The organism is Arthrobacter mangrovi (assembly GCF_026011795.1).
GTDB lineage: Bacteria > Actinomycetota > Actinomycetes > Actinomycetales > Micrococcaceae > Crystallibacter > Crystallibacter mangrovi.
Genome location: NZ_BRVS01000029.1, coordinates 1 through 22536 on the forward strand (window position 1 = coordinate 1; position 22536 = coordinate 22536).

Consider the following 22536-nt stretch of genomic DNA (forward strand, 5'->3'; position numbering starts at 1 on the left):
CACCATCGACACCTCCGGCACCCAGCCCGTGATCCTCAAGAAAAAAGTCGTCCTCAAAAACGACTACATCCACCACGTCGTGGACATCTACCACATCTGACGGCCTCCCCAGCGAAGCGAGTACCCCATGTCCTACCAAGTCGCGCTGACCTTCGAAGACGGACTGACGCGTTTCATCAAATGCAACAGCCATGAATCAGTAGCCGACGCGGCCTACAAGGCGCGCATCAACATCCCGTTCGACTGCCGCGACGGCGCCTGCGGCACCTGCAAGGCGTTCTGTGAATCCGGCACCTACGACGGCGGGGACTACATCGACGAGGCCCTCACCGAGGACGAGGCCGAGAAAGGCTTCTGCCTGCCCTGCCAGATGGTGCCCGAGTCCGACCTGGTCCTGCAGATTTCCGGCACCGCCGAGATGGCCAAGACCGAGGCCCAAACGTTCGAGGCGACGATCGCGGACCTGCACTGGTTCGCCGACAATACGGCTGCCCTGTCCCTCGAAATCGACAACAGGCAGGACCTGGCGTTCCTGCCCGGCCAGTACATGAACCTCGCGGTCCCCGGTACCGACGCCGTCCGCTCCTACTCCTTCTGCAGCGGCCCCCTGCAGAAGGAGCTGAAGTTCCTGGTCCGCACCGCTCCGGACGGGGTGATGACCGGGTACCTGAAGAACCGGGCGAAAGCCGGCGACATCCTGAGCATGAGCGGTCCCATGGGCAGCTTCTTCCTGCGCGACATCAAGCGCCCCACCCTGATGCTCGCCGGCGGAACCGGAATCGCGCCGCTGCTGTCGATGCTGGAGAAGATCGCCACCACGGAACAGGGCCATCCACTGCAGCCGATCCACTTGGTGTACGGGGTCACCTTCGACAAGGACCTCGTCGAACTCGACAAGCTCGAGCATTACGCCTCTGCCATCGAGGAGTTCACCTTCAGCTACTGCGTGGCGGACCCGGACAGCGCCGCCGGGAAGAAGGGCTACGTCACGGACCACATCGGCAAGGAGCAGCTCAACGGCGGCGACGTGGATGTCTATCTGTGCGGCCCGCCCGCCATGGTGGACGCGGTCCGCCAGTACTGGGACGCACAGGGAATCGTCCCGGAGAACTTCTACTACGAGCGCTTCGCCGTCGGCTCGACCAGCTCCGTCAAGGAAACCGTCGAAGAGCACGAGGGCGAGCGGGTCTACAGCACCGTCTCCGGAGACAACCATTGAGCCCGTTCCTCTCTCCGGACCGGTTCGCCGGAAAAGCCGTGGCCGTGACCGGCGCCGCGCAGGGCATCGGCCTCGCAGTCGCGGAGCGGATTGCGGCGGAATCCGCGGCGGTCCTGCTGGTCGACCGTTCCGAGCTTGTGCATGAAGCCGCGGGCAAGCTCGCGGCCACGGGGGCCCATGCCCGCGGTGTCGTGGCGGATCTGGAGGAGTACGACGGCGCGGTCGCCGCGGTGGACGCAGCCCTGTCCGCCTTCGGCCGGCTGGACGTGTTGATCAACAATGTCGGCGGCACCATCTGGGCCAAGCCCTTCGAGGCCTACGCACCGGAGGAAATCGACCAGGAAATCCGCCGCTCCCTTTTTCCCACCCTCTATGCCTGCCGGGCGGCCGCGCCCGCCATGATCCGCCAGGGCTCCGGCACCATTATCAACGTTTCGTCGGTGGCCACCCGCGGAATCAACCGCGTCCCCTACGCGGCGGCGAAAGGCGGAGTCCGCGCTATCACGGCGGCGCTGGCCCTGGAACTGGCGCCGCACGGTATCCGGGTCGCGGCCACGGCCCCTGGCGGCACGGATGCTCCGGAGCGCAGGGTCAAGCGCGGCCCTGCGCCCCAGACCGAGCAGGAGAAGGCCTGGTACCAGCAGATCGTTGACCAGACCATCGACTCCTCGCTCCTCAAACGCTACGGCACCCTGGATGAGCAGGCCGCGGCTATCACCTTCCTGGCCTCCGATGAAGCCTCCTACATCACCGGCACCGTCCTGCCCGTGGCCGGCGGCGACCAGGGCTGAGTCCGCAGGCCGCAACCAGGCCGCCCGCCGTCGTTAGTTCACTGCACAGCCTTCACCTGCACCCCCTTCACCCGCACTCCGGCGCGTCAGTTCCGCTGCTGCGCCTCATTTCCCAACCCGCGCCTGCCCGAAACAGGCACAGACGATGGAGTCCCGCCATGAGCCTTACTACTGAAACGTCCGCGCGCCAACGGCTCACCCTTAGGTGGGTGGTGCTCATCGCCGCGCTGGCCCTGGTCTTCGACGGCTACGATCTGGTGGTCTACGGCACCGTAGTCTCCAGCTTGCTGCGTGATCCCACCCAAATCGGCGCTCTCGACGCCGCGCAGGCAGGCGCCCTGGGCAGCTACGCCCTGGTCGGCGTGATGGTGGGCGCGCTGGCCGCGGGCGCCGTCGGCGACTACCTGGGCCGCCGCAAGGTCATGCTGATCAACATTGCCTGGTTCTCCATCGGCATGGCCCTGACCTCGCTGGCGACCTCCATCCTGGCGTTTGGAATCCTGCGCTTCCTCACCGGCCTCGGCGTCGGCGCGCTCGTGGCCACCGCGGGCGCAGTGGTCGCCGAATTCGCTCCCGCCGGACGCAAGAACTTCTACAACGCGATCGTCTACTCCGGCGTCCCGGCCGGAGCGCTGATGGCCTCGGTCTTCGCGATTGTGTTCAACGGCGTGCTCGACTGGCGCGGGCTTTTCATGATCGGCGCGCTGCCCATCCTGTTCCTGTTCCCGCTGGCGCTGGCCAAGCTGCCCGAGTCCCCGCGCTGGCTGCAGGCACGCGGCCGCCAGGAGGCCGCCGAGTTGCTTTCGATCAAGACGGGCGTCCCGCTGGCACCCGAGGTGCCCTCCGGGCAGGAGGCAACGACGGCGAAGGCCGGGTTTGCGGGGCTGGCCACCCGGCGGTACGGCGTGCCCACACTGTTCCTGGGCGTGATGAGCTTCTCCGGCCTGCTCCTGACCTACGGGCTGAACACCTGGCTGCCCGAGATCATGGGCCAGTACGGCTACGACAAGACCTACTCGCTGGTCTTCCTTGTGACCCTCAACGCCGGCGCCGTCATCGGCGGCCTGCTGGCCTCCCGCTCCGCCGACCGCTTCGGGGCCAAGGCGATTGTTTCCACCACCTTCGCGCTGGCCGCCGTGGCGCTCGTCCTGCTGACCTTCGGCTTCCCGCTGCCGGTCCTGCTGACCGCCATCGCCATCGCCGGCGTCGGCACCCTCGGCACGCAGGTGCTCATCTACGGGCTGGTCTCGAACTACTACGAGACCTCGGTCCGGGCAGCCGGGGTGGCCTGGTGCGCCGGGTTCGGGCGGCTCGGCGGAATCGTCGGCCCGCTGCTGGGCGGCATGCTGATCTCCGCCGGAGTGGAGACGTCGACGGCGTTCTACATCTTCGCGGGCGTTGCACTGCTCGGGGCCTTCGTGACCCTGTTCGTGCCGCGCCGTCCGGTGACCGAGGAGGCCTCCGGGCCGGTGCCGGCCGCTGAGCCCGTTCCGTCCGCAGCGGGTACCCTGTAACTAAAGATGACGGCGATCACAGCACAGGCTCCGGCGGGGCGGACGAAAGAACTGGCGGCGCTGGCGGCTTGGGCCGCCGCGGCCCAGGCCGGCCACCCCCAGGCCGCCGTGGTCCATGGAGCCGAGGGGCTGGGAAAGTCCCACCTCGTGGAATGCTTCCTGCTGGGCCGGGACGGCGCCGAGGTCCTGCGGGCCTCCGGATCCAGCTGGGAGACCGGGATCGCCGGAGGCGTGCTGTCGCAGTTGCTCCCGGGCGATGTCCCCGAGGATCCGGCCCTGGCCGGCGCCCTCCTGCTCGACCGGCTGCGGGTGCTGGCCGAAGAGGCACCGCTCGGCGTGCTGTGGGTCGACGACCTCCAGTGGGCCGACGAACCCTCGCTGCGCGCCATCGTGTATGCCCTCCGCCGGCTGCGGTCCGAGCGGCTGCTGGTGCTGATGGCGGTGCGGGACGAGCAGTGGCAGCGGCTGCCGGCCGGCTTCCGCGAGGCAGCGGGCTCCGCCGCCGTCCACCTCCTGGGTCTGCAGCCGCTGGCATCGGCGGACGTCGGCGCCCTGGCCTGGCGGGTCCGGGCGGCGGAGCTCTCCGCGCCGATGGCGCTCCGGCTCTGCCTGCACACGCAGGGGAACCCCGCTTACGTTCTTGAGCTGCTGGACGAACAGCCGGATGGTTTCTGGGCCGACTGGCATGAGCACTTGCCGGTGCCGCGGCGGCTGGATGCCGCCGCCCGCGCGGCCCTGGCCGAGGCCGGAGCCGGAACCAGGGCCCTGGTGGAGGCCGCCTCCGTCCTCGTCCATGACTGCCGGCTGGTGGAAGCGGTGGAGCTGGCCCACAAGGCCACGTCCCTGGAGATCGCGGACCCGCTGGCGGCCCTGGACGAGGCCGGGCGGCTCGGACTGCTGCAGCTGAGCCCCGACCTGGGCCTGCTGGCATTCCGGCATCCGCTGGTGCGGGCGGCGGTCTACGCCAGCCTGTCCGCCGCCCGGAGGGCGGAACTTCACCGGCTGGCCGCCGCCATGGCGGACGACGAGGGGCAGCGACTCTTCCATCTGGCCCGGGCCACCGCGCTGCCGGACCCTGAGCTGGCCGGGCAGCTGGAGGCCTATGCCCGCAGGCAGTCGGAACGCGGCGCCTGGCTGTCCGCGGCCCCGGCGCTGCTGCGCTCGGCCTACCTCTGGCCCGACGCAGCGGGGCGGCAGAAGCGGCTGCTGCTCGCCCTGGACGCGCTGGTCGGGGCGGGCGACCTTCCGCAGGCCGGTCCGTATGCCCGGCAGGCCGAGGAGTTCGCCCCGGGACCGCTGCGCGAGGCAGTGCTGGGCTATCTGTCGATCCAGCGCGGCCGGGAGCCGCTGGCCGACCGGCAGTTGGCCAATGCCTGGGGGCAGAGCGACCCGGTCTCCGACCCGCACACCGCGGCCATGATCTGCCAGCGGCGGGTCCTTCATTCGCTGGCCGCGCAGAATGGCGAGGAACTGATCCGCTGGGCCCGCCGGGCGATGGAGCTGGCCCCGGAAGACTCGCCCGAGTTCGTCGAATCCCGCTCCATTATGGGTCTGGGGCTGGCCAGCACGGGCCGGGCGGACGAGGCAGCCGAACTCTATGCGAAGCTGCCCTCCATGGAGTCGCTCGGGGCCCAGCGGCAGCGCGTGCAGCTGGGCCGCGGCTGGCTGTACCTGGCCCAGGACCAGCACTACCGGGCGCGGGACCAGCTTGTCGCGGCGGTGCCGACCGAGTACCACCTCGGGTCCGGCCGCATCTCCCAGTGGGCGCACGGCTGGCTGTCCCGGGCAGAGTTCGAGCTCGGCCACTGGGATGAGGCGCTGCGTACCGTCGAGCGCGGGCTCGTGCAGCAGGAGCGGCTGCAGATCCAGCTGGCCCGGCCGCTGCTGCATCTGACCGCGGCGCAGATCCACGCGCTGCGCGGTGACCGGGACCGCAGCGCCTGCCACCAGGACGCGGCCCGGGTCCCGGCGGACAGCTACGCCATCATGCGCCTGCCGGCGGCCCTCGCCTTGGCCGCCGGGGCCGAAGCCGAGGCGGACTACGAATCCGTGCTCCGGGCCCTCGAGCCGGTGGTCCACATGGACCGCAGCCACGGCATCGACGAACCCGGATTCTGGCCGTGGCACGATGTCTTCGCCAACGCGCTGGTGATGACGGACCGCGCCGCTCAGGCCTCGGATTTCCTGGCACCCCACGAGGAACTCGCCGCCCGGCGCGGACACCGGACAACCATGGCCAGGCTCGCCTCGGTGCGCGGCCGTATCCTGGGGGCCGAGGGCAGGCTCGACGAAGCGAAGAAGGCCTTCACGGCAGGACTGGCGGGTGTCGAGGCACTGCCGACACCGGTCGTCAAGGCGAGGATACGGTTCGCCTACGGCCAGACGCTGCGCCGGGGCGGCCGGCGCCGGGAAGCAGCGGCCGTGCTGGCCGAAGCACGCGACATCTACCTCTCGCTCGGCGCCGCCGTCTACGTGAAGCGCTGCGAACGGGAAATCCAGGCGAGCGGGCTGACCACCGGAGGCCGCCGCGGCGAACTGGACTTCTCGGTCCTCACCGCACAGGAACTCGCCGTCGCCCGGCTGGTAGCCCAGGGCAAGACGAACAAGGAAACCGGCCTGGAGCTGTACATCGCGGCCAAGACCGTCCAGTACCACCTGACCCGCATCTACGCGAAGCTGGGCATCAGCTCCCGCAGCGAACTGGCTGCCCGCTACCGTGCGGACAAGGCGGGCTACTGGCAGGACGGAGCCGCCCGGTAGTCAAGGCGGGCTACTGGCAGGACTGAACCGCCCGGTAGTCAAAGCGGGCTACTGGCAGGACGGAACCGCCCGGTAGCCGAGGGGTGCGGGCGCAGCGGCTACTTGATGCGGCGCGGCAGGCCGGTGCGGGCCATCGCGTCGCCGTAGGCGTCCTTCATGTCGCCCAGCCACTCGGCCTGGCGCTCGGCGGAGCCGGCGAAGGCACGGCCGCTGAGGGCCCGTACCTTGTAGGTCTTGAAGCCGCGGCGCCAGAGCAGCGGGGCTTCGGTCTTCAGCAGCTGCGCCGCCAGCCGCTGGGCCTCGGTGCCGTGGGCGACCAGCGCGGAAGCGCGCGGCACGAGGGCGAGGAACTTCAGCAGCGGCTTCAGGCCCGCCGTTACCTGCTGGGGCGAGAGCTTGCCATTGGGCTGGCCGGGCACGAACCAGGGGTGCACGTTCCAGGGCATCACGTACTCGGGCCGCAGGCCCAGCTGCCAGTGCACGCCCAGAAGGCGCGTCGCGGCGTCGTCGTCACCCGCGGTGATGAAGCCGGACGGAGAGGCACTGCCGATGTTCGAGAACAGGCTGATGATCCGGCATTCTTCCACGTTGTGCCCGGGGTCGACGTACGGAACCTCGCTGCCCGGCTTCTGCTCCTGCAGGCTGTCGCAGAGCTGGTTCACCGCGGCCACGTTCGGGTCGTAGCGGCGGTCGAAGAGCTGGTCGTGGAAGGACTCGGTAGCCAGGGCTGTCATGGAAGTGCGGTATCTCCTTGCGCCGTGCCGGGCGGCTCGGGGCGCGCCGCTGCTGGGCATGCGGACGCGCGGTGGAATGTTTTGGGGCTTAGCTAGTCTAGCAACCGATCTCAGAGCAGGATCCGCAGCGGTTCCTCCAGGGTTTGCTTCAAATCCCGCAGGAACCCGGCGGACACGGCGCCGTCGAGCACCCGGTGGTCCGAGGTCATGGTCAGGCGTATCACAGTGCGCTCCCGCAGGGCGCCCTCCTCCACGTAGGGCTCGGCCACGCTCGCGCCGACGGCCAGGATGGCGGCCTCCGGCGGATTGATCACTGCCGTGAACTGCTCGATCCCGAACATGCCGAGGTTGCTGAGCGTGAAGGTGCCGCCGCTGAATTCCTCGGGCCGGAGCTTGCCGGCCCGGGCCTTCTCCGCCAGTTCCTTGCTCTCGCGCGCCAGCACGGACAGCCCCTTGGCATCGGCGTCCCGGATGACCGGCACGATCAGCCCGGCCTCGATGGCCACGGCCATGCCGACGTGCACACGACGGTGCTGCAGGATCCTGTCGCCGTCCCAGGACGAGTTGACCTTGGGGTGCCGGCGTAGCGTGACCGCGACCGCCCGCACCAGCAGGTCCGTCACGCTGACCTTGACGCCGTCCTCGGCCAGTCGCGCGTTGATGTCCGCGCGGAAGGCCAGCAGCGGGTCAACCGTCACGGGGATGGTCAGGTCGAAGTGCGGGACGGCGGCGCTCTCCGTTAGCCGGCGCGCGGTCGCCTTGCGCATCTGCGTCAGGGGTATCTCTGTGGCATCGGCGGCCGCACCGGCGGTGGTCCCGGCTGCCGGCACCGCGGCGGCGGCGGGACCGGCGACGACGGCGGGCGGCGGGGGTCCGCCCGCGGGCGCGGCTTTTGAACCGGTTCCGGAGGGGGCGGCCGGTGTGGCCTGGGGTGCGCCGGTGCCCGGCGCGGAGGCGGCGCCACCACCGGGGGCCAGGGCAGCGATCGCGGCTTCCACGTCCTGCCGCACCACCCGTCCGCCCGGCCCGGAACCGGCCAGGGTGTCCGGGTCGATGCCGTGCTCGCGGGCGATCTTGCGGGCCAGCGGGGACATCGGCACCCGTGTCCCCGGCTCCCGTGCCGCGGGACCTTCAGGCGCCGCTGCGGCGGGCGCCGCCGTCGTTGTTCCACCCGTCCCGCCGCCGGCACCCGGGCCGACCAGCGCGACCACCTGGCCGATGGGCACCGTGGCGCCCTCCTCGACCAGCAGCTGTTCGATCACGCCGTCTTCGAACACCTCGAGCTCCATGGTGGCCTTGTCCGTGTCGATCTCGGCGATGACCTCCCCTGCCTTCACCGCGTCCCCGGGCTTCTTGGTCCAGCGCGCGATGACACCTTCCTCCATGGTGTCCGAGAGCCGCGGCATGAAAATTTCCGACATGGCAGTCACCTAACTCCGGAAACCGGTTGCGGCCAGTACTTCGCGCACCACGCGGGCGAGATCCTCGGCGTCGGGCAGGGCGGCGAGCTCCAGCGGCTTGGCATAGGGCAGCGGCACTTCGGCCGCGGCGACCCGGCGGACCGGGGCGTCGAGGTAGTCGAAGGCGCACTCCATTAGGGTTGCCGAGATTTCCGCGCCGATGCCGTAGCTGAGCCAGTCGTCCTCGAGCACCACGGCGCGGCTGGTCCTGCGTACGGACTCGCAGAAGGTGGCACGGTCGAGGGGGCGCAGGCTGCGCAGGTCCACGACCTCCAGCGAGATGCCTTCCTCCGCGAAGCGGCGGGCCACCTCGAGGGCGATCAGGGTGCCGCGCGAGTAGGTGATGACCGTCAGGTCCGTTCCTTCGCGGACGACGGCGGCGCGGCCGATTTCGGCGACCTGCTCGCCGTCCGGGACCACGCCTTTGGTGTTGTAGAGGGCGAGGTTCTCCAGGAAAATGACCGGATCGTCATCCCGGATGGCCGCGGTGAGCATGGCCTTGGCGTCCGCCGGGGTGGACGGGGCGATCACCTTCAGGCCCGGTACGTGGGCATACCAGACCTCGAGGTTCTGCGAGTGGGTGGCCGCCAGCTGCTGGCCGCCGCCGCCCGGGAACCGGATGACCACGGGCACCGGGGTCTGGCCGCCGAACATGCCGTAGATCTTGGCGCCGTGGTTTACGATCTGGTCGATCGCGATCAGGCTGAAGTTCAGGGTCATGATCTCGACGACGGGGCGCAGGCCGAGCATTGCGGCGCCGATCGCCGCGCCGACGAAGCCTTCCTCGGCGATCGGGGTGTCGCGGACGCGCTCCGGACCGAACTCCTTGAGCAGGCCGGCGGTGATCTTGTACGAACCCTCGAACTTGCCGATCTCCTCGCCGAGCAGGATGACGTTGGGATCCCGGGTCAGCTCGGCGCGCAGGGTGTCGTTCAGCGCCTGGCGGTAGGTGATCTGTGCGGGCTCGGCGTTCACAGCTCCACCTCCAGCGGGTCGCCCGGCAGGGCCCGCGGGGCGTTGGGCACGTCCTGGGCGTAGGCGAAGTCGAAGAGCTCGGACGGGGCCGGATCGGGGGAGTTCTCCGCGAACGCGACGGCGGCACCCACCTTCTCCTCGGCGTCGTCCTCTATTGCCCGGGCCGACTCCTCCGTGAGGACGTCCGCCTGGAGCAGCCGTGCGCGGAACGCCGGCACCGGGTCGGCGGCCTGCGCGGTCTCCACCTCGGATTGGGAACGGTACTTGGCCGGGTCGACGACGGAGTGGCCCTTGAGCCGGTAGCTCATCAGCTCGAGCAGGCCGGGCCGGCGCTCCTCGCGGGCCCGGGCCAGCATGGCGTCGGCCCCCTGCCGGACGGCCACGGGATCATTCCCGTCCACGCGCTCGCCGGGAATGCGGTAGGAAGCGCCGCGCTTGTAAAGGTCAGGCTCGCCCGAGGCCGCCTCCACCGCGGTGCCCATGCCGAGCCGGTTGTTCACGATGGCGTAGACGATGGGCAGCTTCCAGATGGCGGCGAGGTTGAGGGATTCGTGGAAGGCGCCGATGTTGGTGGTGCCGTCGCCGAGCTGGCACAGCACGGCCCCGGCTTCCGGGCCCGCCGTGGTGCGGTAGGCCAGGGCGAGGGCGGCGCCGGTGGCCGGCGGGATCTGCCCGCCGACGATGCCGTAGCCGCCGAGCATGTGCAGCCCGGCATCGAACATGTGCATGGAGCCGCCGCGGCCCTTGGCCACCCCGGTGGACTTGCCGAACAGCTCGGCCATCACCCGGCCCGGTTCCATGCCGCGGGCCAGCGCGTACCCGTGGTCGCGGTAGGTGGTAAAGAGGTAGTCCTGCTCCCGCAGGGCGGCCATCAGCCCGACGACGGTGGCCTCCTCGCCGAGGTTGAGGTGGCAGTAGCCGCCGATCCTGGCCCGCTTGTACATCTGGTCCGCCACCAGTTCGAACCGGCGGATCAGCACCATCTGCGCGTAGTAGTCCGTCAGCTGCCGGGCATCCTGCACTTCTTCGCTCATGGCCGCTCCCGCGTTGCTACGATTGCCCCGGCTTAGGTCCCGGGCAGCTGCTCCTGCAAGCTGAACTGGTCAGCGCTGCCGCACCGGGGGCACTTTTCCGGAGGCTCGTCGCCCCGGACCGCCTCGCCGCACGCGCCGCAGACCCATTCGGTCGCCATGAGTGCGATGATGTCGCCCTGGCTGACGATCCCGACGAGCTGGCCGCCCTGGACCACCGGGATCCTGCGGAAATGCCGGTCCACCAGCAGCTTGCGCACGGTGTCGACGGAGGTCTCCGGGCTGACCGTGGCGATTTCGCTGCTCATCAGCTGGCCCGCCGTGGCGCCGCTCCGCGCGAGCAGGTCGTATTCGGAGACCAGCCCCACGACGTTTCCCGAATTGTCCACCACGGGGACCGCGCTGATCCGGTGCCGCCGCAGGAGCCCCGCCACCTTGTCCACCGGCGTCCCGGCGGTGACGGTGACGACCGGGCTGGTCATGATCTCCCCGGCGGTGCTTGCTGCCGTTGCTTCCACGCCTGTTTCTCCTCCCGAACCGGAGTTGAACTGCGGAAATGATGTACCTGGCGCTGGTGCCAAGCCTAGTCCGGTTGCCGTGGAGGTCAAGGGCAGGGAAACCGGCCCGGCCTAGGGCCGGCCGGCGGTGCTGCGGCCGTCGCGGAGCCCCAGAGCGGCGGCGTTCGCGCCCACGATGAGGGCGATGCCGAGCCAGTGCACGGCGTTGAGCGTCTCGTCCAGCACGAAGACGCCGACGAGCGCGGCGAATACCGGATTGATGCTCATCAGGATCCCGAAGAGGTTCGCCGGGAACCGGCGCAGCACGAGCAGATCCGCCGTGTAGGGGACGACGGTCGCCAGGATGCCCGCCCCCGCGGCGTAGAGGAGGGTGGCGCCGTCGGGCCGTTGCGTGGCGAAGACGATCACCGCGACCGGCAGGAAGAGGGTGGCGGAGACGGCCGCGGCCGCCGCGGTGCCCTGGACTCCCGGGATGCGCGCCCCCACGGTCTTGTTGAGCATGATGTAGGCCGCCCAGCAGCCCGCCGCCGTCAGCGCGAGCATGATGCCGAGGTAGTCCGTGGACGGCCCGGGCTGCGTGATCGCCAGGACGCCCGCCGCGGCGGGAAAGGCACACGCCTTGGCCTTCCAGTGCCGGGCGCCGAGGATGGCCACGGCCAGGGGACCGACGAACTCGAGGGTCATCGCGAGCCCCAGGCCGATCCGCTCCACCGCGGCGTAGAGGCCCAGGTTCATGGTCCCGAACACCAGGGCTAGCAGCAGCACCGGCCACCATTGCCCGCCGGTGAAGGACCGCAGCCGCGGCCGGACCACGGGTACCAGCACGGCCGCGGCGATGAGCTGGCGCACCGCCACGACCCCCACGGGGCCGAGGACAGGGAAGGCCTGGGAACCGCTCGCCGCACCCAACTGGTTGGACAAGGCGCTGCCCATCAGGGTCGCGACGCCGGTCCGGCGTCCCCGCGCGAAGGATTCGTTCTGCTCCATGCGCCGAGTGTCCTCCTTGCGGAACTACTCGCATAATGCATGGACACGGGTGTCTATGCGCCTCACGCATGAATAGACTCGTCCCATGGACGTCGAGCTGCGCCACCTCCGGTCCTTGATCGCCGTCGTCGAAACCGGAAGCTTCACCGATGCCGGAATCGAACTGGGAATATCCCAAGCCGCGGTTTCCCGGAACGTGGCCGCACTGGAGCGCGCCCTCGGCGTCCGGCTCCTGCACCGCACCACCCGCAGCGTCGAGCCCACCACAGCGGGGGAGCGGGCCATCCGGAAAGCCCGCCGGGCACTGTCGATCATCTCCGACCTCCAGCAGGAAGCGGCCGGCGGCGGCGGCACGGTCCGGATCGGGTATCCCTGGTCCGCGCTGGGGCGGCATACCCAGGAGTTCCAGCGCCGGTGGGAAGCCGTGTTCCCGCACAGCGAGCTCCGGCTGGTCAGGACCAACACGCCCACGTCCGGACTCGTCGAAGGGACCAGCGACTTCGCCATCCTGCGCCGGGTTCCCGACACGTCCGCCGTGGACCTCGTGCTGATCGGGCACGAGCGCCGCTACTGCGCGATGGCTTCACGGGATCCGTTGGCCGGTAAGCGGACCGTCTCGCTGGCGCAGCTCGCCGGCGCGCCGGTGGCCATCGACCCGAGGACCGGAAGCACCAGGCTGGATCTCTGGCCCGAGGGTCGGCGGCCGCCGGGGACCGTCTTGATCGAGGACATCGACGACTGGCTCACCGTTATCGCGACCGGCGCCGCCCGCGGCGTCACCGCCGAATCCACCGCGTACCAGTACCGGCGGCCCGGCCTGGTCTACCGCCTCGTGCGGGATGCTCCGCCGCTGCCCGTCTACGCGGCGTGGTCCAAGGCGGATCCGCCCCCGGCGCGCAAAGACGTCGTCGAACTTCTCGCCGGCTTCTACGCCTAAGTCCCTCGGGCCAACGCGAAGCTCCTCCTGGCCGCAGCAGGAATAAGCATGTCCATCAGGTCTTGACACATACCCCCTAGGGGTATAGATTCGCGATTACCGGAAACCAGCGTCCGAGCCAGCGGGCTCCAACGCAGTGAAGGTCCTCACCGCCGCGGCAGCGGAGCGCCATTCACAATGGCCTGACGCTTCCGATCCCCGCGCCGTCAACGAATGTTGTGTGAGGAGACCAAGTCATGAATATCGCGCATTCGCACGACGACCATTCCGGCAACGGCCATTCCGGCCACGGCCGGGCGATGACCGACCATGACACCCACGGTCAGGCCATGCCGGCCGGCCAGGTGCATTCGGCGGTGGACGACGAACATGCCGTCCACACGCATGGCGAACACGCCGGCCACAGCACGGCGATGTTCAAGAACAAGTTCTGGCTGTCCCTGCTGCTGTCGATCCCGGTGGTGTTCTTCAGTCCGATGTTCGCCGACATCCTCGGCTATACCATTCCCGATTTTCCCGGCGCCGCCCTGATCCCTCCGGTTCTCGGAACCGTGATCTTCGCCTACGGCGGCACCCCCTTCCTGAAGGGCGGCCTGAAGGAACTGAAGTCCCGCCAGCCGGGCATGATGCTGCTGATCGCCATGGCCATCACGGTCGCCTTCGCCGCCTCCTGGATCACGACCCTGGGGATCGGCGGATTCGACCTGGACTTCTGGTGGGAACTGGCGCTGCTGATCGTGATCATGCTGCTGGGCCACTGGATGGAGATGCGGGCGCTGGGCTCGGCGCAGGGCGCCCTCGATGCCCTGGCCGCCCTGCTTCCGGATGAAGCGGACAAGATTAACGACGACGGCGGCGTCACCACGGTGCCGGTGGCGTCCTTGGGTGCGGGCGACGTCGTGCTGGTGCGCTCCGGCGCCCGGGTGCCCGCGGACGGGCGGATCATCCACGGCGAGGCTGAGTTCGACGAGTCTATGATCACGGGCGAGTCCAAGGCGGTTGGCCGCGGAACGGGTGACACCGTGGTCGCCGGCACCGTCGCCACGGACAACGCCGTGCGGGTGGAGATCACTGCCGTCGGCTCGGACACGGCGCTGGCCGGAATCCAGCGCCTGGTCGCCGAAGCCCAGGAATCGTCGTCCCGCGCCCAGGCCCTGGCGGACCGCGCCGCCGCACTGCTGTTCTACTTCGCGCTCGTCGCCGGCATTATCACCTTCGTCGCCTGGCTGCTGATCGGCAGCCCGGACGAGGCCGTCGTCCGCACCATCACCGTCCTGGTCATTGCCTGCCCCCACGCGCTCGGGCTGGCCATCCCCCTGGTCATCGCCATCTCGACCGAGCGTGCCGCCCGTTCCGGCGTGCTGATCAAGAACCGGATGGCACTGGAGCGGATGCGCACGGTGGACGTGGTCCTGTTCGACAAGACCGGCACACTGACCGAAGGCGAACATGCCGTCACCGGCACCGCGGCCGTCAACGGCGTGTCGGAAGCCGAGCTGCTGGCCTTGGCCGCCGCGGCCGAGTCGGACAGCGAACACCCGGTGGCGCGGGCCATCGTCCGCGCCGCCGCAGGGAACCCGGAAGCCCAGGCGCTCGGCCTGGCCGGCAGCAACTTCAGCTCCCGGACCGGCCGCGGCGTCCGCGCCACGGTGGATGGTTCGGACGTCTCCGTGGGCGGGCCGAACATGCTCCGCGAACTGGGCCTGGCCGAGCCGCAGGACCTGGCTGCGGAAACCGGCGCCTGGCGGGAACGCGGCGCGGGCGTGCTGCACGTGGTCCGCGAGGGACGAATTGTCGGCGCGCTCGCCTTGGAGGACAAGGTCCGCGGCGAATCGCGGGCGGCGGTCAGGGCGCTGCAGCAGCGCGGCGTCAAGGTTGCCATGATCACCGGCGATGCCCGCCAGGTCGCCGACGCCGTCGGACGGGACCTCGGCATCGACGAGGTCTTTGCCGAGGTCCTGCCGCAGGACAAGGACAAGAAGGTCACCGAGCTGCAGCAGCGCGGGCTGAAGGTGGCCATGGTCGGCGACGGCGTCAACGATTCCCCGGCCCTGGCCCGCTCGGAGGTCGGCATCGCCATCGGCGCAGGCACCGACGTGGCGATGGAATCCGCGGGCGTTGTCCTGGCCGGAAACGACCCCCGCGCGGTGCTGTCGATGATCGACCTGTCCCGGGCCAGCTACCGGAAGATGATCCAGAACCTGGTCTGGGCCACGGGCTACAACATCATTGCCGTGCCGCTGGCCGCAGGCGTGCTGGCCTTCGCCGGCGTCGCGATTTCGCCGGCCGTCGCCGCCATCCTGATGTCGGTCTCCACCATCGTCGTGGCGCTGAATGCGCAGCTGCTGCGCCGGATCGACCTCGACCCGGAGCGGATCCGCTAGTGCAGCCAAAGCGGCGGCCGCAGCCCTCGGGCCGCAGCCGCCGCTGTTTCTCTGATTTCCCGGTCCCCGGCCCCTGGCTACGAGCCGTGCGGCGCGAACGTTTTCCCGCCGTCGTCGGAGTACTCCAGCCCGTTGGCCGTGTAGACCCAGACGAGCAGCTTGCCTCCCGCTCCGATTCCGGCGGTCATGGCCTCCGGCGGAGCGGACGCGTTGCCGGCCGCCTGCCAGGTCCGGCCCGCGTCGGAGCTCGTGTACACCAGCCCGTCGGGCGCGATGCCGGCAACCGTCGCCTCGTCGGCGAACGCGGTCAGCAGCAGGACCGGCCCGGCATTAGGGGCGGTCCAGGTCTTGCCGCCGTTGTCGGAACGGTGGATGCCCTGCTCGGTGGTAGCGAGCACGACCGCGCTGGCGGGCGTTCCGGCGAGGCTGTACGGGTGGAAGCCGGCATCCACGGTATGCCAGGTTTCGAGGTCTTCGGTGGTACGCAGCTCCCCGTCGAAGCCGACGACCCCGGCGCTCGTGGCGGTGAGCGCGTGGAAATCCGACTCGCCCTGCCGGGACAGCTGCTCCCAGGTGCGCCCGCCGTCCGAAGAGCTGATCAGCCCGACCGGCTCGGGCAGGTCCGAACCAGGGCCCGGATGCCCGGACGCGATGAACCGGCCGTCGCCCGCAGCGGCGAAGCCCATCAGGTCTATGACGGGGCTGATCGGACCGGCCGGTTCCGAGGAGCCGGCTTCGAAGAGGCCGTTGTGCGTTGCCAGCAGTACCCGCCCGGACTGCGGGTCCGCGCTGAGGCCGTGGACATGGCCGTAGAGCTCGGCCGACGTCGCCGGGTCCTTCGCCGTGCCGGAGGGCCGGGCTGCAGCGCCGGGGGACTGGGCGGTCTTGTCCTGGGAGTCGGCTGCCGTGCCGCCGCAGCCGCTGAGCAGCAGTACCGCCGCGGCGGCCGCCGCGGGCAGGGCAAGGCGCGCGCGTGCGGGCAGCCAGAAAGAGGAGGCTTTCATGGTTCTCCGTAGAGGTTGAATCCGTAGAGGTTGATGCAGGTTGATGCAGGTTGGTGGGCGCAGGGCACTGCCCGGGCGCCCTTGCTACGCGCCCGGGCAGTGTTGCCGGGAGAACTTAGAGTCCGGCGAGCAGGACCTGCATCTTGTCGATTTCAGCCTGCTGGTCGGCAACAATCTTCTTGGCCAGCTCCACGGCATCCGGGTTCGTTCCGTTGGCCGCTTCCTGCTCGGCCATGGTGATGGCGCCCTTATGGTGCTCGATCATCTGCTCCAGGAACATCCGCGAGGCTTCCGTTCCCTCGGCGGACTTGAGCTTGCCGAGGTCGGCCTCGCTCATCATTCCGCTCATGCTCGAGTGGCTGCTGTGGTCGCTGCCGCCCGCCATCATGGTCGGCTGTCCCCAGGCTTCGAGCCAGCCGTGCATCTTCTCGATTTCGGGGCCTTGGGCCGCCTTGATGTCTTCGGCCAGCTTCTTCACCTCGGGATCGACGCCCTCCTTGGCGAGCATCATTTGGCTCATGTCCACGGCCTGTTCGTGGTGGGGGATCATCGCCTGCGCGAAAGCGGCGTCCGCCGAGGCTGCGCCCGTGCCGGCGGCGGACTGAGTCGCAGCCTGCGTGCCGGCGTTCGGAGCGGCGGAATCGGAGCCGGAGTCGGACCCGCAGCCGGAGAGGAGCAGGACGGCGGCGACGGCGGTGGAGGTAATTACGGCATAACGCTTCATAGCGGTTGGTCCTTCGTGAATCTTGGGTATGTCTGTCAGGGCCGCACGCGCAGGGCATGCGGAGATAAGCCGGTCCCGCGAGGGGATGAAGCGGGCGGCCTACGTGCGGCTGACGGACAGTTCAATCAAGGAAGGCGGCCTCGGTACGGCCCGGATCCACGTGAGGGAAGACGGGGGCGCGCGGAGCCCATGCCCGCCGCTTCCGTGATGCCGCTGCCGCAGGAATGCCAGGAGCCATCCGGTCAGCACCACCAAGAAAACGCACGCGGCCTGCATGGTGTGCTCGCCTCCGCAGGGGCCCGAGCAGGTTGCGGAATGGAGGTCCTGTCCCGCCGTGAGCGCGGCAGCGTCTACGGCGCCCTGGACGGTGTGGAGGCTGCCGGTGGCGTGCGGCGTGCCTGCGTGGGAGTCGTGCGAGCCGGATTCGTGCGAGCCGCCGGCCTCGTGTGAAGCGTCCTGGCCCGAGGCCATCGCAGCATGTCCGGGCGCGGCCTGGTGGGCAACCCCGAGGGTGTGCATCGCGAGGATTCCGGCCATGACGGCCAGGAGTCCGAGCAGGAGCACCAGGGTGTGCTGGAAAGGCGCGGGGCGGCGCCGGAGCACGAACATGTGGTCCGCCATGCCTGCCTTCCTGCTAGCCGGAGTTGCGCCTTCCTCGAGCAGCCAACGGCCATGCCGCCGACCACCCTTCACCGATCATACCCGGCAGGGGTATTCAGTTCCATCCGGCCCCCAGTCCCGGCATCCCGAATCTCCGGCAGCCCGGGTCTCGGGTCTCGGGATGCCGGAGCGCCGTTTGCCTCCGCGTCAGCGCCGTCGGGCAGCCTCGGATTGCCGGAGGGCGTTTTCGACGGCGGCCAACAGGCCATTGAACCGCGGGTCCCCTTCGAGGTCCTCCAGCAGGACCGGCTGCCCGGCCGAGTCGCCCAGCGGAACCTGCCAGTTCGGGTACTGCTCGGCGGTGGTGCCGGGCTGGTTCTGGACCCGGCGGTCGCCGGTGCCATCCACCAGCGCGACCCCGAGCAGGACCGACGGCGTCTGGGCCAGCAGCACGTGCAGCGCTTCGATCTGCTGCTGTTCGGTCGCTTCACCGTCCGGCAGCAGGCCGCGCTCGCGGGCGACTTCCAGCACGGCGCTCACGGATTTACGGTGCGAGGCCAGCTCCTCGGCCGCGCTCTGCTGGAGCAGGCCGAGCCCTTCCCTCAGGGCTACGTGTTCGCCGGACAGATAGCCGGCGGTCGGCGGCAGGTCGTGCGTGTTCACGCTGGCCAGGCACTGCGTCCGGTACTTCTCCGGCGGCAGGGGAGCGCCGCCGTCGTTCTCGAACCACAGAATGGAGGTGCCCAGGATGCCGCGCTCCGCGAGGTAGTCGCGCACCCAGGGCTCGAAAGTTCCCAGGTCCTCGCCGATCACCACGGCGCCTGCGCGCTGGGCCTCCAGCGCCAGGATGCCGATCATCGCCTCGTGGTCATAGGTGACGTACGCGCCGTCGACGGGCAGGTTCCCTTCCGGAACCCACCAGAGCCGGAACAGGCCCAGGATATGGTCCACCCGGACCCCGCCGGCGTGGCGCAGCACGGTGCGCAGCATGTTGCGGAACGGCACATAGCCGGCCTCGGCCAGCCGCTTCGGATGCCACGGCGGCTGCGACCAGTCCTGCCCCAGCTGGTTGTACATGTCCGGTGGCGCGCCCACGCTGACCCCGGGCGCCAGCACGCCCCGCAGCATCCACGCGTCCGCGCTGGACAGGTCCGCGCCGACCGCCAGATCGTGCACCACGCCTAGCCGCATCCCGGCCAGCTTCGCCGCTCGCTGCGCCGCCTCGAGCTGCTCATCGCAGAGCCACTGCAGCCACATGTGGAAGCCGATCCGCTGGGCCAGCTGGCGCCGCTTCGCCTGCGCGGCCGCCGTGTCCGGGGCCGCCGCCGGGTCGCGCCACGACGGATCGTCCGCGGGCGTCTGCTCCCGCAGGGCGCACCAGAGGGCAAAGTCCTCCAACCCGGCGCCGCTGTCCCGGACGAACGCCCGGTAGGCCTGCTCGCGTGCGGGGGAGCGCTCGGCCTGGTGGAGCAGCTCCAGCGCCTCAAGCTTGAGCGCATATACCTGGTCCCGGTCCAGCAGCTCGGCGCTGCGATTCAGCTGCTGCGCCTTGGCCGCCAGCTTCTCCACCTGCCCGCGCTGCTTCGGCTCCAGGTAGGCCAGTTCGTCGATCGCCTCGATCCGCAGGTAGAGCGGGTTGAAGAACCGCCTGGTGGAGGGCGAGTAGGGCGATGGCTGCAGCGGCGGGGCCGGCTCCGCCGCGTGCAGCGGGTTGACCAGCACGTAGTCCGCCCCACGCTCGGCACTCATCGCGGCCAGGTCCGCCAGGTCGCCGAAATCTCCGATGCCCCAGGAGCGGCTGGAGCGGACCGAGTACAGCTGAGCGGCCAGGCCCCAGCCGCGGCGCTGCTCCAGCATCCCCGTCGTGGCCAGCCGGTCCGGCACCACGATCAGGGCGGTCTGCGCGGCGGCGCCCTCGATGTCGGCGTGGAGGGTGTGCCAGCCCAGCGGCAGGTCCCGCGGCAGGGCGAACGTGGTGCGGCCGGTCCGCACGCCATCGACGTCCCGCGGCTCCACCTCAACGTCGCGCTGCCGGGCGGCGTGCTCCTGTCCGTCCTCGGTGACGATCCGGAGCTTCACAGCCGCCCCGTCCGGCACGTGCACCGGGACCAGGGCTTCCTTTCCCGCGGTGACAACGACGGCGGGCGGCAGCATCCGGCGCCAGGGATCAAGTTCCGCTTCGGCGAGGGATCCGTCCACCAGCTCGGGGGATGAGGCCGGAACGCCGAGGGCGGCCAGCACCTTGACCAGCGTCTCCGGCGCCACCTGCTGCGGCGTCCCGTTCCAGCCGGTGAAGGTGGTGCCGACGCCGTGTGCCGCCGCCAGCCGGTGCAGCTGGGCGAGGTCTGGGTCGAGGTAGGCGTCAGCGGAAGCGCTGACGGGGGACGCGGGGTTGCTCATCAAAGCCGCCTTGTCTGCCGAGGGTCGCTGCATGCATGTGCCGGAGCGCTTGAGGCACCTGGTTCCGATTATGTCAGCGCCCACTGACAGCGGAAGAGCGTGGAAGAAGATGACGGCCAATCTGCCGTGGGGCCTGCGCCGGCGGGGCTGGCGCGACACTCGAGGACCATGCGTCCCGAAACCATTGCAGTTCCGGCCCTGGGGCCCATTCATTGCCGCGACAGTTCCCGCTTATCGGTTTCAACCGTAGGCCTGGAGGCGAGCGGTGGGGCGTGCCCGACGGTCTTCCAAAGTGAGGTTGAATGCGAAGGCTCCTTTGTGAGCTGATTGCGCTGGCTCGTCTTTCAGCATCCGTTTTCCAAGGCCTCGGTCGAAGCCCCGAATATTGTCAGAGGCAACTCATAGTGTTGGTGCATGGAGGACTTCGGGAAGCAGCGGTCAGGGAAGCGGCAGGTCAGTGCCGCCTTCGACGCTGCCCCGGGGGGACGTTCTTCTCATTTTGAGTACCACGTGCATAAGGCGCTGCTGGAGGAGTGCCTGCGGCGGATGTATCCGGACCTGGCCGCTGGCGCCGGACAGCAATTGCGTGTCGTGGAAAACCCAATCTTCGGTACCGTTCACATCGCTGGCCTGGAAGCCCCTGGCGCGGCTCCGGGCGCGCCGGTGGAAGACCCGTCTGCCTCCAATCCGAGTGTTTCCAACCCGAGTATCTCCGCTGCGCCTCCCGCTGCTCCGCCTGCCGCTGCTCCCTCCTCCGTTGGTACGGATGGACCCGCCGGTGCACCCAGACCTGCCCGGCCGGGCAAGGTGTCCCCGGCCAGCAGGGATCAGGATGGCATCACGGCACCAATCGGCGATCCCGATGACCGGGACGGCAACGACACAGACCCCGAGTCTGGCGCCCCCGGGTCTGAGGTCCCTGCGTCCGCTGCCGAGCCGGAGCAGCCGGACGCTTCCACTGCTTCCGGTTCTGCCCCTGTCGTTCCCGAGCAGGAGGACGCGCCGGCTGAGCAGGATGGCGCGGCGGCGGATTCCGCTGCGGGGGAGCCTGTTTGCGCTGATCCCGAGGCTGTCTTCGGGCCGGTTGAGGATGAGGGTGAGGATGGGATACCGGATTGGGCGTTGTCTCCGGCGCAGCGGGCGAAGCGGGAGAAAGCCAGGGAGGCGGCGAAGCCGCGGCCGCCGGCGCTGGTGGAGCACGGGCCGGTGGAATGGTTCCAGGCCTGGCGGGACATGACACCGGCGGACCTGGCGATCGTGCTCGCCCGGCAGGACGTCAAGCAGCTGGCGGACGGGGTGCTGCTGGAGTATCTGGCCGCGGTGGAGAAGGTGACCGCGTCCTGGCAGGCGGCCCGCGTGCGGGGGCTGGACGAGTTCGCGTCCCGCCGCACCGAACCCGGCTCCCCGCTGATGGGTCCTGAGGGCCATGACCGGGGCACCGTGCGGGAACTGGCCGCGCACCTGCACCAATCCCAGAAAACCCTCTACACGGACCTCGCGGACGCGGTCCAGCTCTGCGCGCACTTCCCGTCCACCCTGGAAGCGATGGGCCAGGGGCTGGTGGATGCGGGGAGGGCGACCGCGATCGTGCGCGGCTCCCGCGACCTGCCCGCCGCGGTCCTGCCCGAGTACGAGGCGCTGGTGCTGCCCGGCGCCGGGAACGTGGTGAGGGAGACCGTGCAGGACCGCGCGAGGGTGGCCCGGCACCGGCTGCACCCGCAGACACTGGACGAGCGGCATGCGACGGCGATGGAACACCGCGGGGTGTGGTTCCGGCCGCAGGAGGACGGGATGGCCGAGCTGACCGTGCAGACCGGCGCGGACACGGCGATGAGTGTCTATAACCTGGTGCAGGAGCACGCGAAACACCTCAAAACCCTCGACGGGGAAACCCGCACCCTCGCCCAGCTGCGCGCCGACGTCCTCGCCGATCTCTGCCTTCAGCCCCCGGCCCCCGCCACTGCCGCCGCACACGCAGACGGGCCGGGCGAGGCTTTCGGGCTGGGCGAGGACGGCGCCGCCTTCGATCCCGCCGCCAGCGACGCCGGGTCCGGCCCGTTCAACGGACAGGGCGCCGCGTTCGCCCTTACCGCCGATGCGACCGAGGACGATGCCGGACAGGGCGCCGCGTTCGGTGTCGCCGCCGGTGCCGCCGGTGCTGTTGCTGCCGGTCAGGACGGCGCCCGGCCCGGGAGCGGGATGGCGGCGGGCCGGGGAGTCGGTGAAGTGTGGGGCGGCGGGAACGTGAAGGCGTTCGTCGCGGTGACGATCCCGCTGGCCACCGCCGCCGGCGGCGACGAACCCGGCGAGCTGGCCGGGTACGGGCCGATCCCGCCCGACATGGCCCGCCGGATCGCCGGGCTCGCGAAATCCTGGCTGCCGGTCATCACCGACGAACACGACCAGGCCGTGATCGTGGCCCGCGAGATGCGGCACCCGCCCGAATGGCTCAAACGAGAAATCCGGCTGAGGGATCAAACCTGCCGCGGGCTGGGCTG

Annotated in this window: 17 protein-coding genes; 7 read left to right on the forward strand and 10 right to left on the reverse strand. The window is 70.0% G+C overall.

The features are described from left to right. Positions 1 to 127 precede the first annotated feature (127 nt). From benC to AHIS1636_RS18685, 4 genes are all read left to right on the forward strand, one after another. Positions 128 to 1219 carry a benzoate 1,2-dioxygenase electron transfer component BenC gene (benC, locus tag AHIS1636_RS18670; protein ID WP_264797365.1) on the forward strand — a complete coding sequence of 364 codons (1092 nt, stop codon included), beginning with the start codon at positions 128 to 130 and terminating at the stop codon, positions 1217 to 1219. Continuing rightward, the gene (locus tag AHIS1636_RS18675) at positions 1216 to 2010 is read left to right on the forward strand and encodes a 1,6-dihydroxycyclohexa-2,4-diene-1-carboxylate dehydrogenase (RefSeq protein ID WP_264797366.1); all 795 of its coding nucleotides are present in this window, start codon (positions 1216 to 1218) and stop codon (positions 2008 to 2010) included. Before benC ends, AHIS1636_RS18675 begins: the two co-directional genes overlap by 4 nt. A 158-nt stretch (positions 2011 to 2168) precedes the next feature. Then, on the forward strand, positions 2169 to 3524 hold the full coding sequence (locus AHIS1636_RS18680; protein ID WP_264797367.1) for an MFS transporter: 1356 nt from the start codon (positions 2169 to 2171) through the stop codon (positions 3522 to 3524). Positions 3525 to 3530: 6 nt separating this feature from the next. After that, positions 3531 to 6284: a helix-turn-helix transcriptional regulator gene (locus AHIS1636_RS18685; RefSeq protein ID WP_264797368.1), complete on the forward strand. Its 2754-nt coding sequence runs from the start codon at positions 3531 to 3533 to the stop codon at positions 6282 to 6284. Between the two features lie 98 nt (positions 6285 to 6382). On the opposite strand, the gene AHIS1636_RS18690 is transcribed toward AHIS1636_RS18685, so the two are convergent. The 6 genes from AHIS1636_RS18690 to AHIS1636_RS18715 form a co-directional block, all read right to left on the reverse strand. After that, entirely contained in the window at positions 6383 to 7018 is a 636-nt protein-coding gene (locus tag AHIS1636_RS18690; protein ID WP_264797369.1) for a uracil-DNA glycosylase family protein, read from the reverse strand. Between the two features lie 110 nt (positions 7019 to 7128). Then, positions 7129 to 8439, reverse strand: coding sequence for a dihydrolipoamide acetyltransferase family protein (locus tag AHIS1636_RS18695; RefSeq protein WP_264797370.1), 1311 nt, complete (start codon positions 8437 to 8439; stop codon positions 7129 to 7131). Between the two features lie 9 nt (positions 8440 to 8448). Continuing rightward, positions 8449 to 9453, reverse strand: a complete 1005-nt coding sequence (locus tag AHIS1636_RS18700) for an alpha-ketoacid dehydrogenase subunit beta (protein WP_264797371.1) — start codon at positions 9451 to 9453, stop codon at positions 8449 to 8451. Then, entirely contained in the window at positions 9450 to 10487 is a 1038-nt protein-coding gene (pdhA, locus tag AHIS1636_RS18705) for a pyruvate dehydrogenase (acetyl-transferring) E1 component subunit alpha (protein WP_264797372.1), read from the reverse strand. The genes AHIS1636_RS18700 and pdhA overlap by 4 nt, the downstream gene beginning before the upstream one ends. A 32-nt stretch (positions 10488 to 10519) precedes the next feature. Continuing rightward, positions 10520 to 11002, reverse strand: a complete 483-nt coding sequence (locus AHIS1636_RS18710) for a CBS domain-containing protein (RefSeq protein ID WP_264797373.1) — start codon at positions 11000 to 11002, stop codon at positions 10520 to 10522. A 111-nt stretch (positions 11003 to 11113) separates the two neighbouring features. Next, the gene (locus AHIS1636_RS18715) at positions 11114 to 11989 is read right to left on the reverse strand and encodes an EamA family transporter (protein ID WP_264797374.1); all 876 of its coding nucleotides are present in this window, start codon (positions 11987 to 11989) and stop codon (positions 11114 to 11116) included. A gap of 85 nt (positions 11990 to 12074) precedes the next feature. On the opposite strand from AHIS1636_RS18715, the gene AHIS1636_RS18720 reads away from it, so the two are divergent. Both AHIS1636_RS18720 and AHIS1636_RS18725 read left to right on the forward strand, forming a co-directional pair. Continuing rightward, on the forward strand, positions 12075 to 12926 hold the full coding sequence (locus AHIS1636_RS18720; RefSeq protein ID WP_264797375.1) for a LysR family transcriptional regulator: 852 nt from the start codon (positions 12075 to 12077) through the stop codon (positions 12924 to 12926). 236 nt (positions 12927 to 13162) lie between these two features. Then, a complete protein-coding gene (locus AHIS1636_RS18725; RefSeq protein WP_373875884.1) occupies positions 13163 to 15310 on the forward strand; it encodes a heavy metal translocating P-type ATPase in 2148 nt (715 codons plus the stop codon). Positions 15311 to 15387: 77 nt separating this feature from the next. Here the strand turns inward: AHIS1636_RS18725 and AHIS1636_RS18730 are convergent, their stop codons facing one another. From AHIS1636_RS18730 to malQ, 4 genes are all read right to left on the reverse strand, one after another. Further along, on the reverse strand, positions 15388 to 16314 hold the full coding sequence (locus AHIS1636_RS18730; RefSeq protein WP_264797376.1) for a F510_1955 family glycosylhydrolase: 927 nt from the start codon (positions 16312 to 16314) through the stop codon (positions 15388 to 15390). A gap of 115 nt (positions 16315 to 16429) precedes the next feature. Further along, positions 16430 to 17038 carry a DUF305 domain-containing protein gene (locus AHIS1636_RS18735; RefSeq protein ID WP_264797377.1) on the reverse strand — a complete coding sequence of 203 codons (609 nt, stop codon included), beginning with the start codon at positions 17036 to 17038 and terminating at the stop codon, positions 16430 to 16432. A gap of 99 nt (positions 17039 to 17137) precedes the next feature. After that, positions 17138 to 17659, reverse strand: a complete 522-nt coding sequence (locus AHIS1636_RS18740; RefSeq protein WP_264797378.1) for a hypothetical protein — start codon at positions 17657 to 17659, stop codon at positions 17138 to 17140. Between the two features lie 186 nt (positions 17660 to 17845). Then, positions 17846 to 20038: a 4-alpha-glucanotransferase gene (gene malQ, locus AHIS1636_RS18745; RefSeq protein WP_264797379.1), complete on the reverse strand. Its 2193-nt coding sequence runs from the start codon at positions 20036 to 20038 to the stop codon at positions 17846 to 17848. Positions 20039 to 21160: 1122 nt separating this feature from the next. Here malQ and AHIS1636_RS18750 point away from each other — a divergent pair. Next, positions 21161 to 22536: DUF222 domain-containing protein (locus AHIS1636_RS18750; protein ID WP_264797380.1), on the forward strand; the 1376-nt coding region annotated here is incomplete at its 3' end.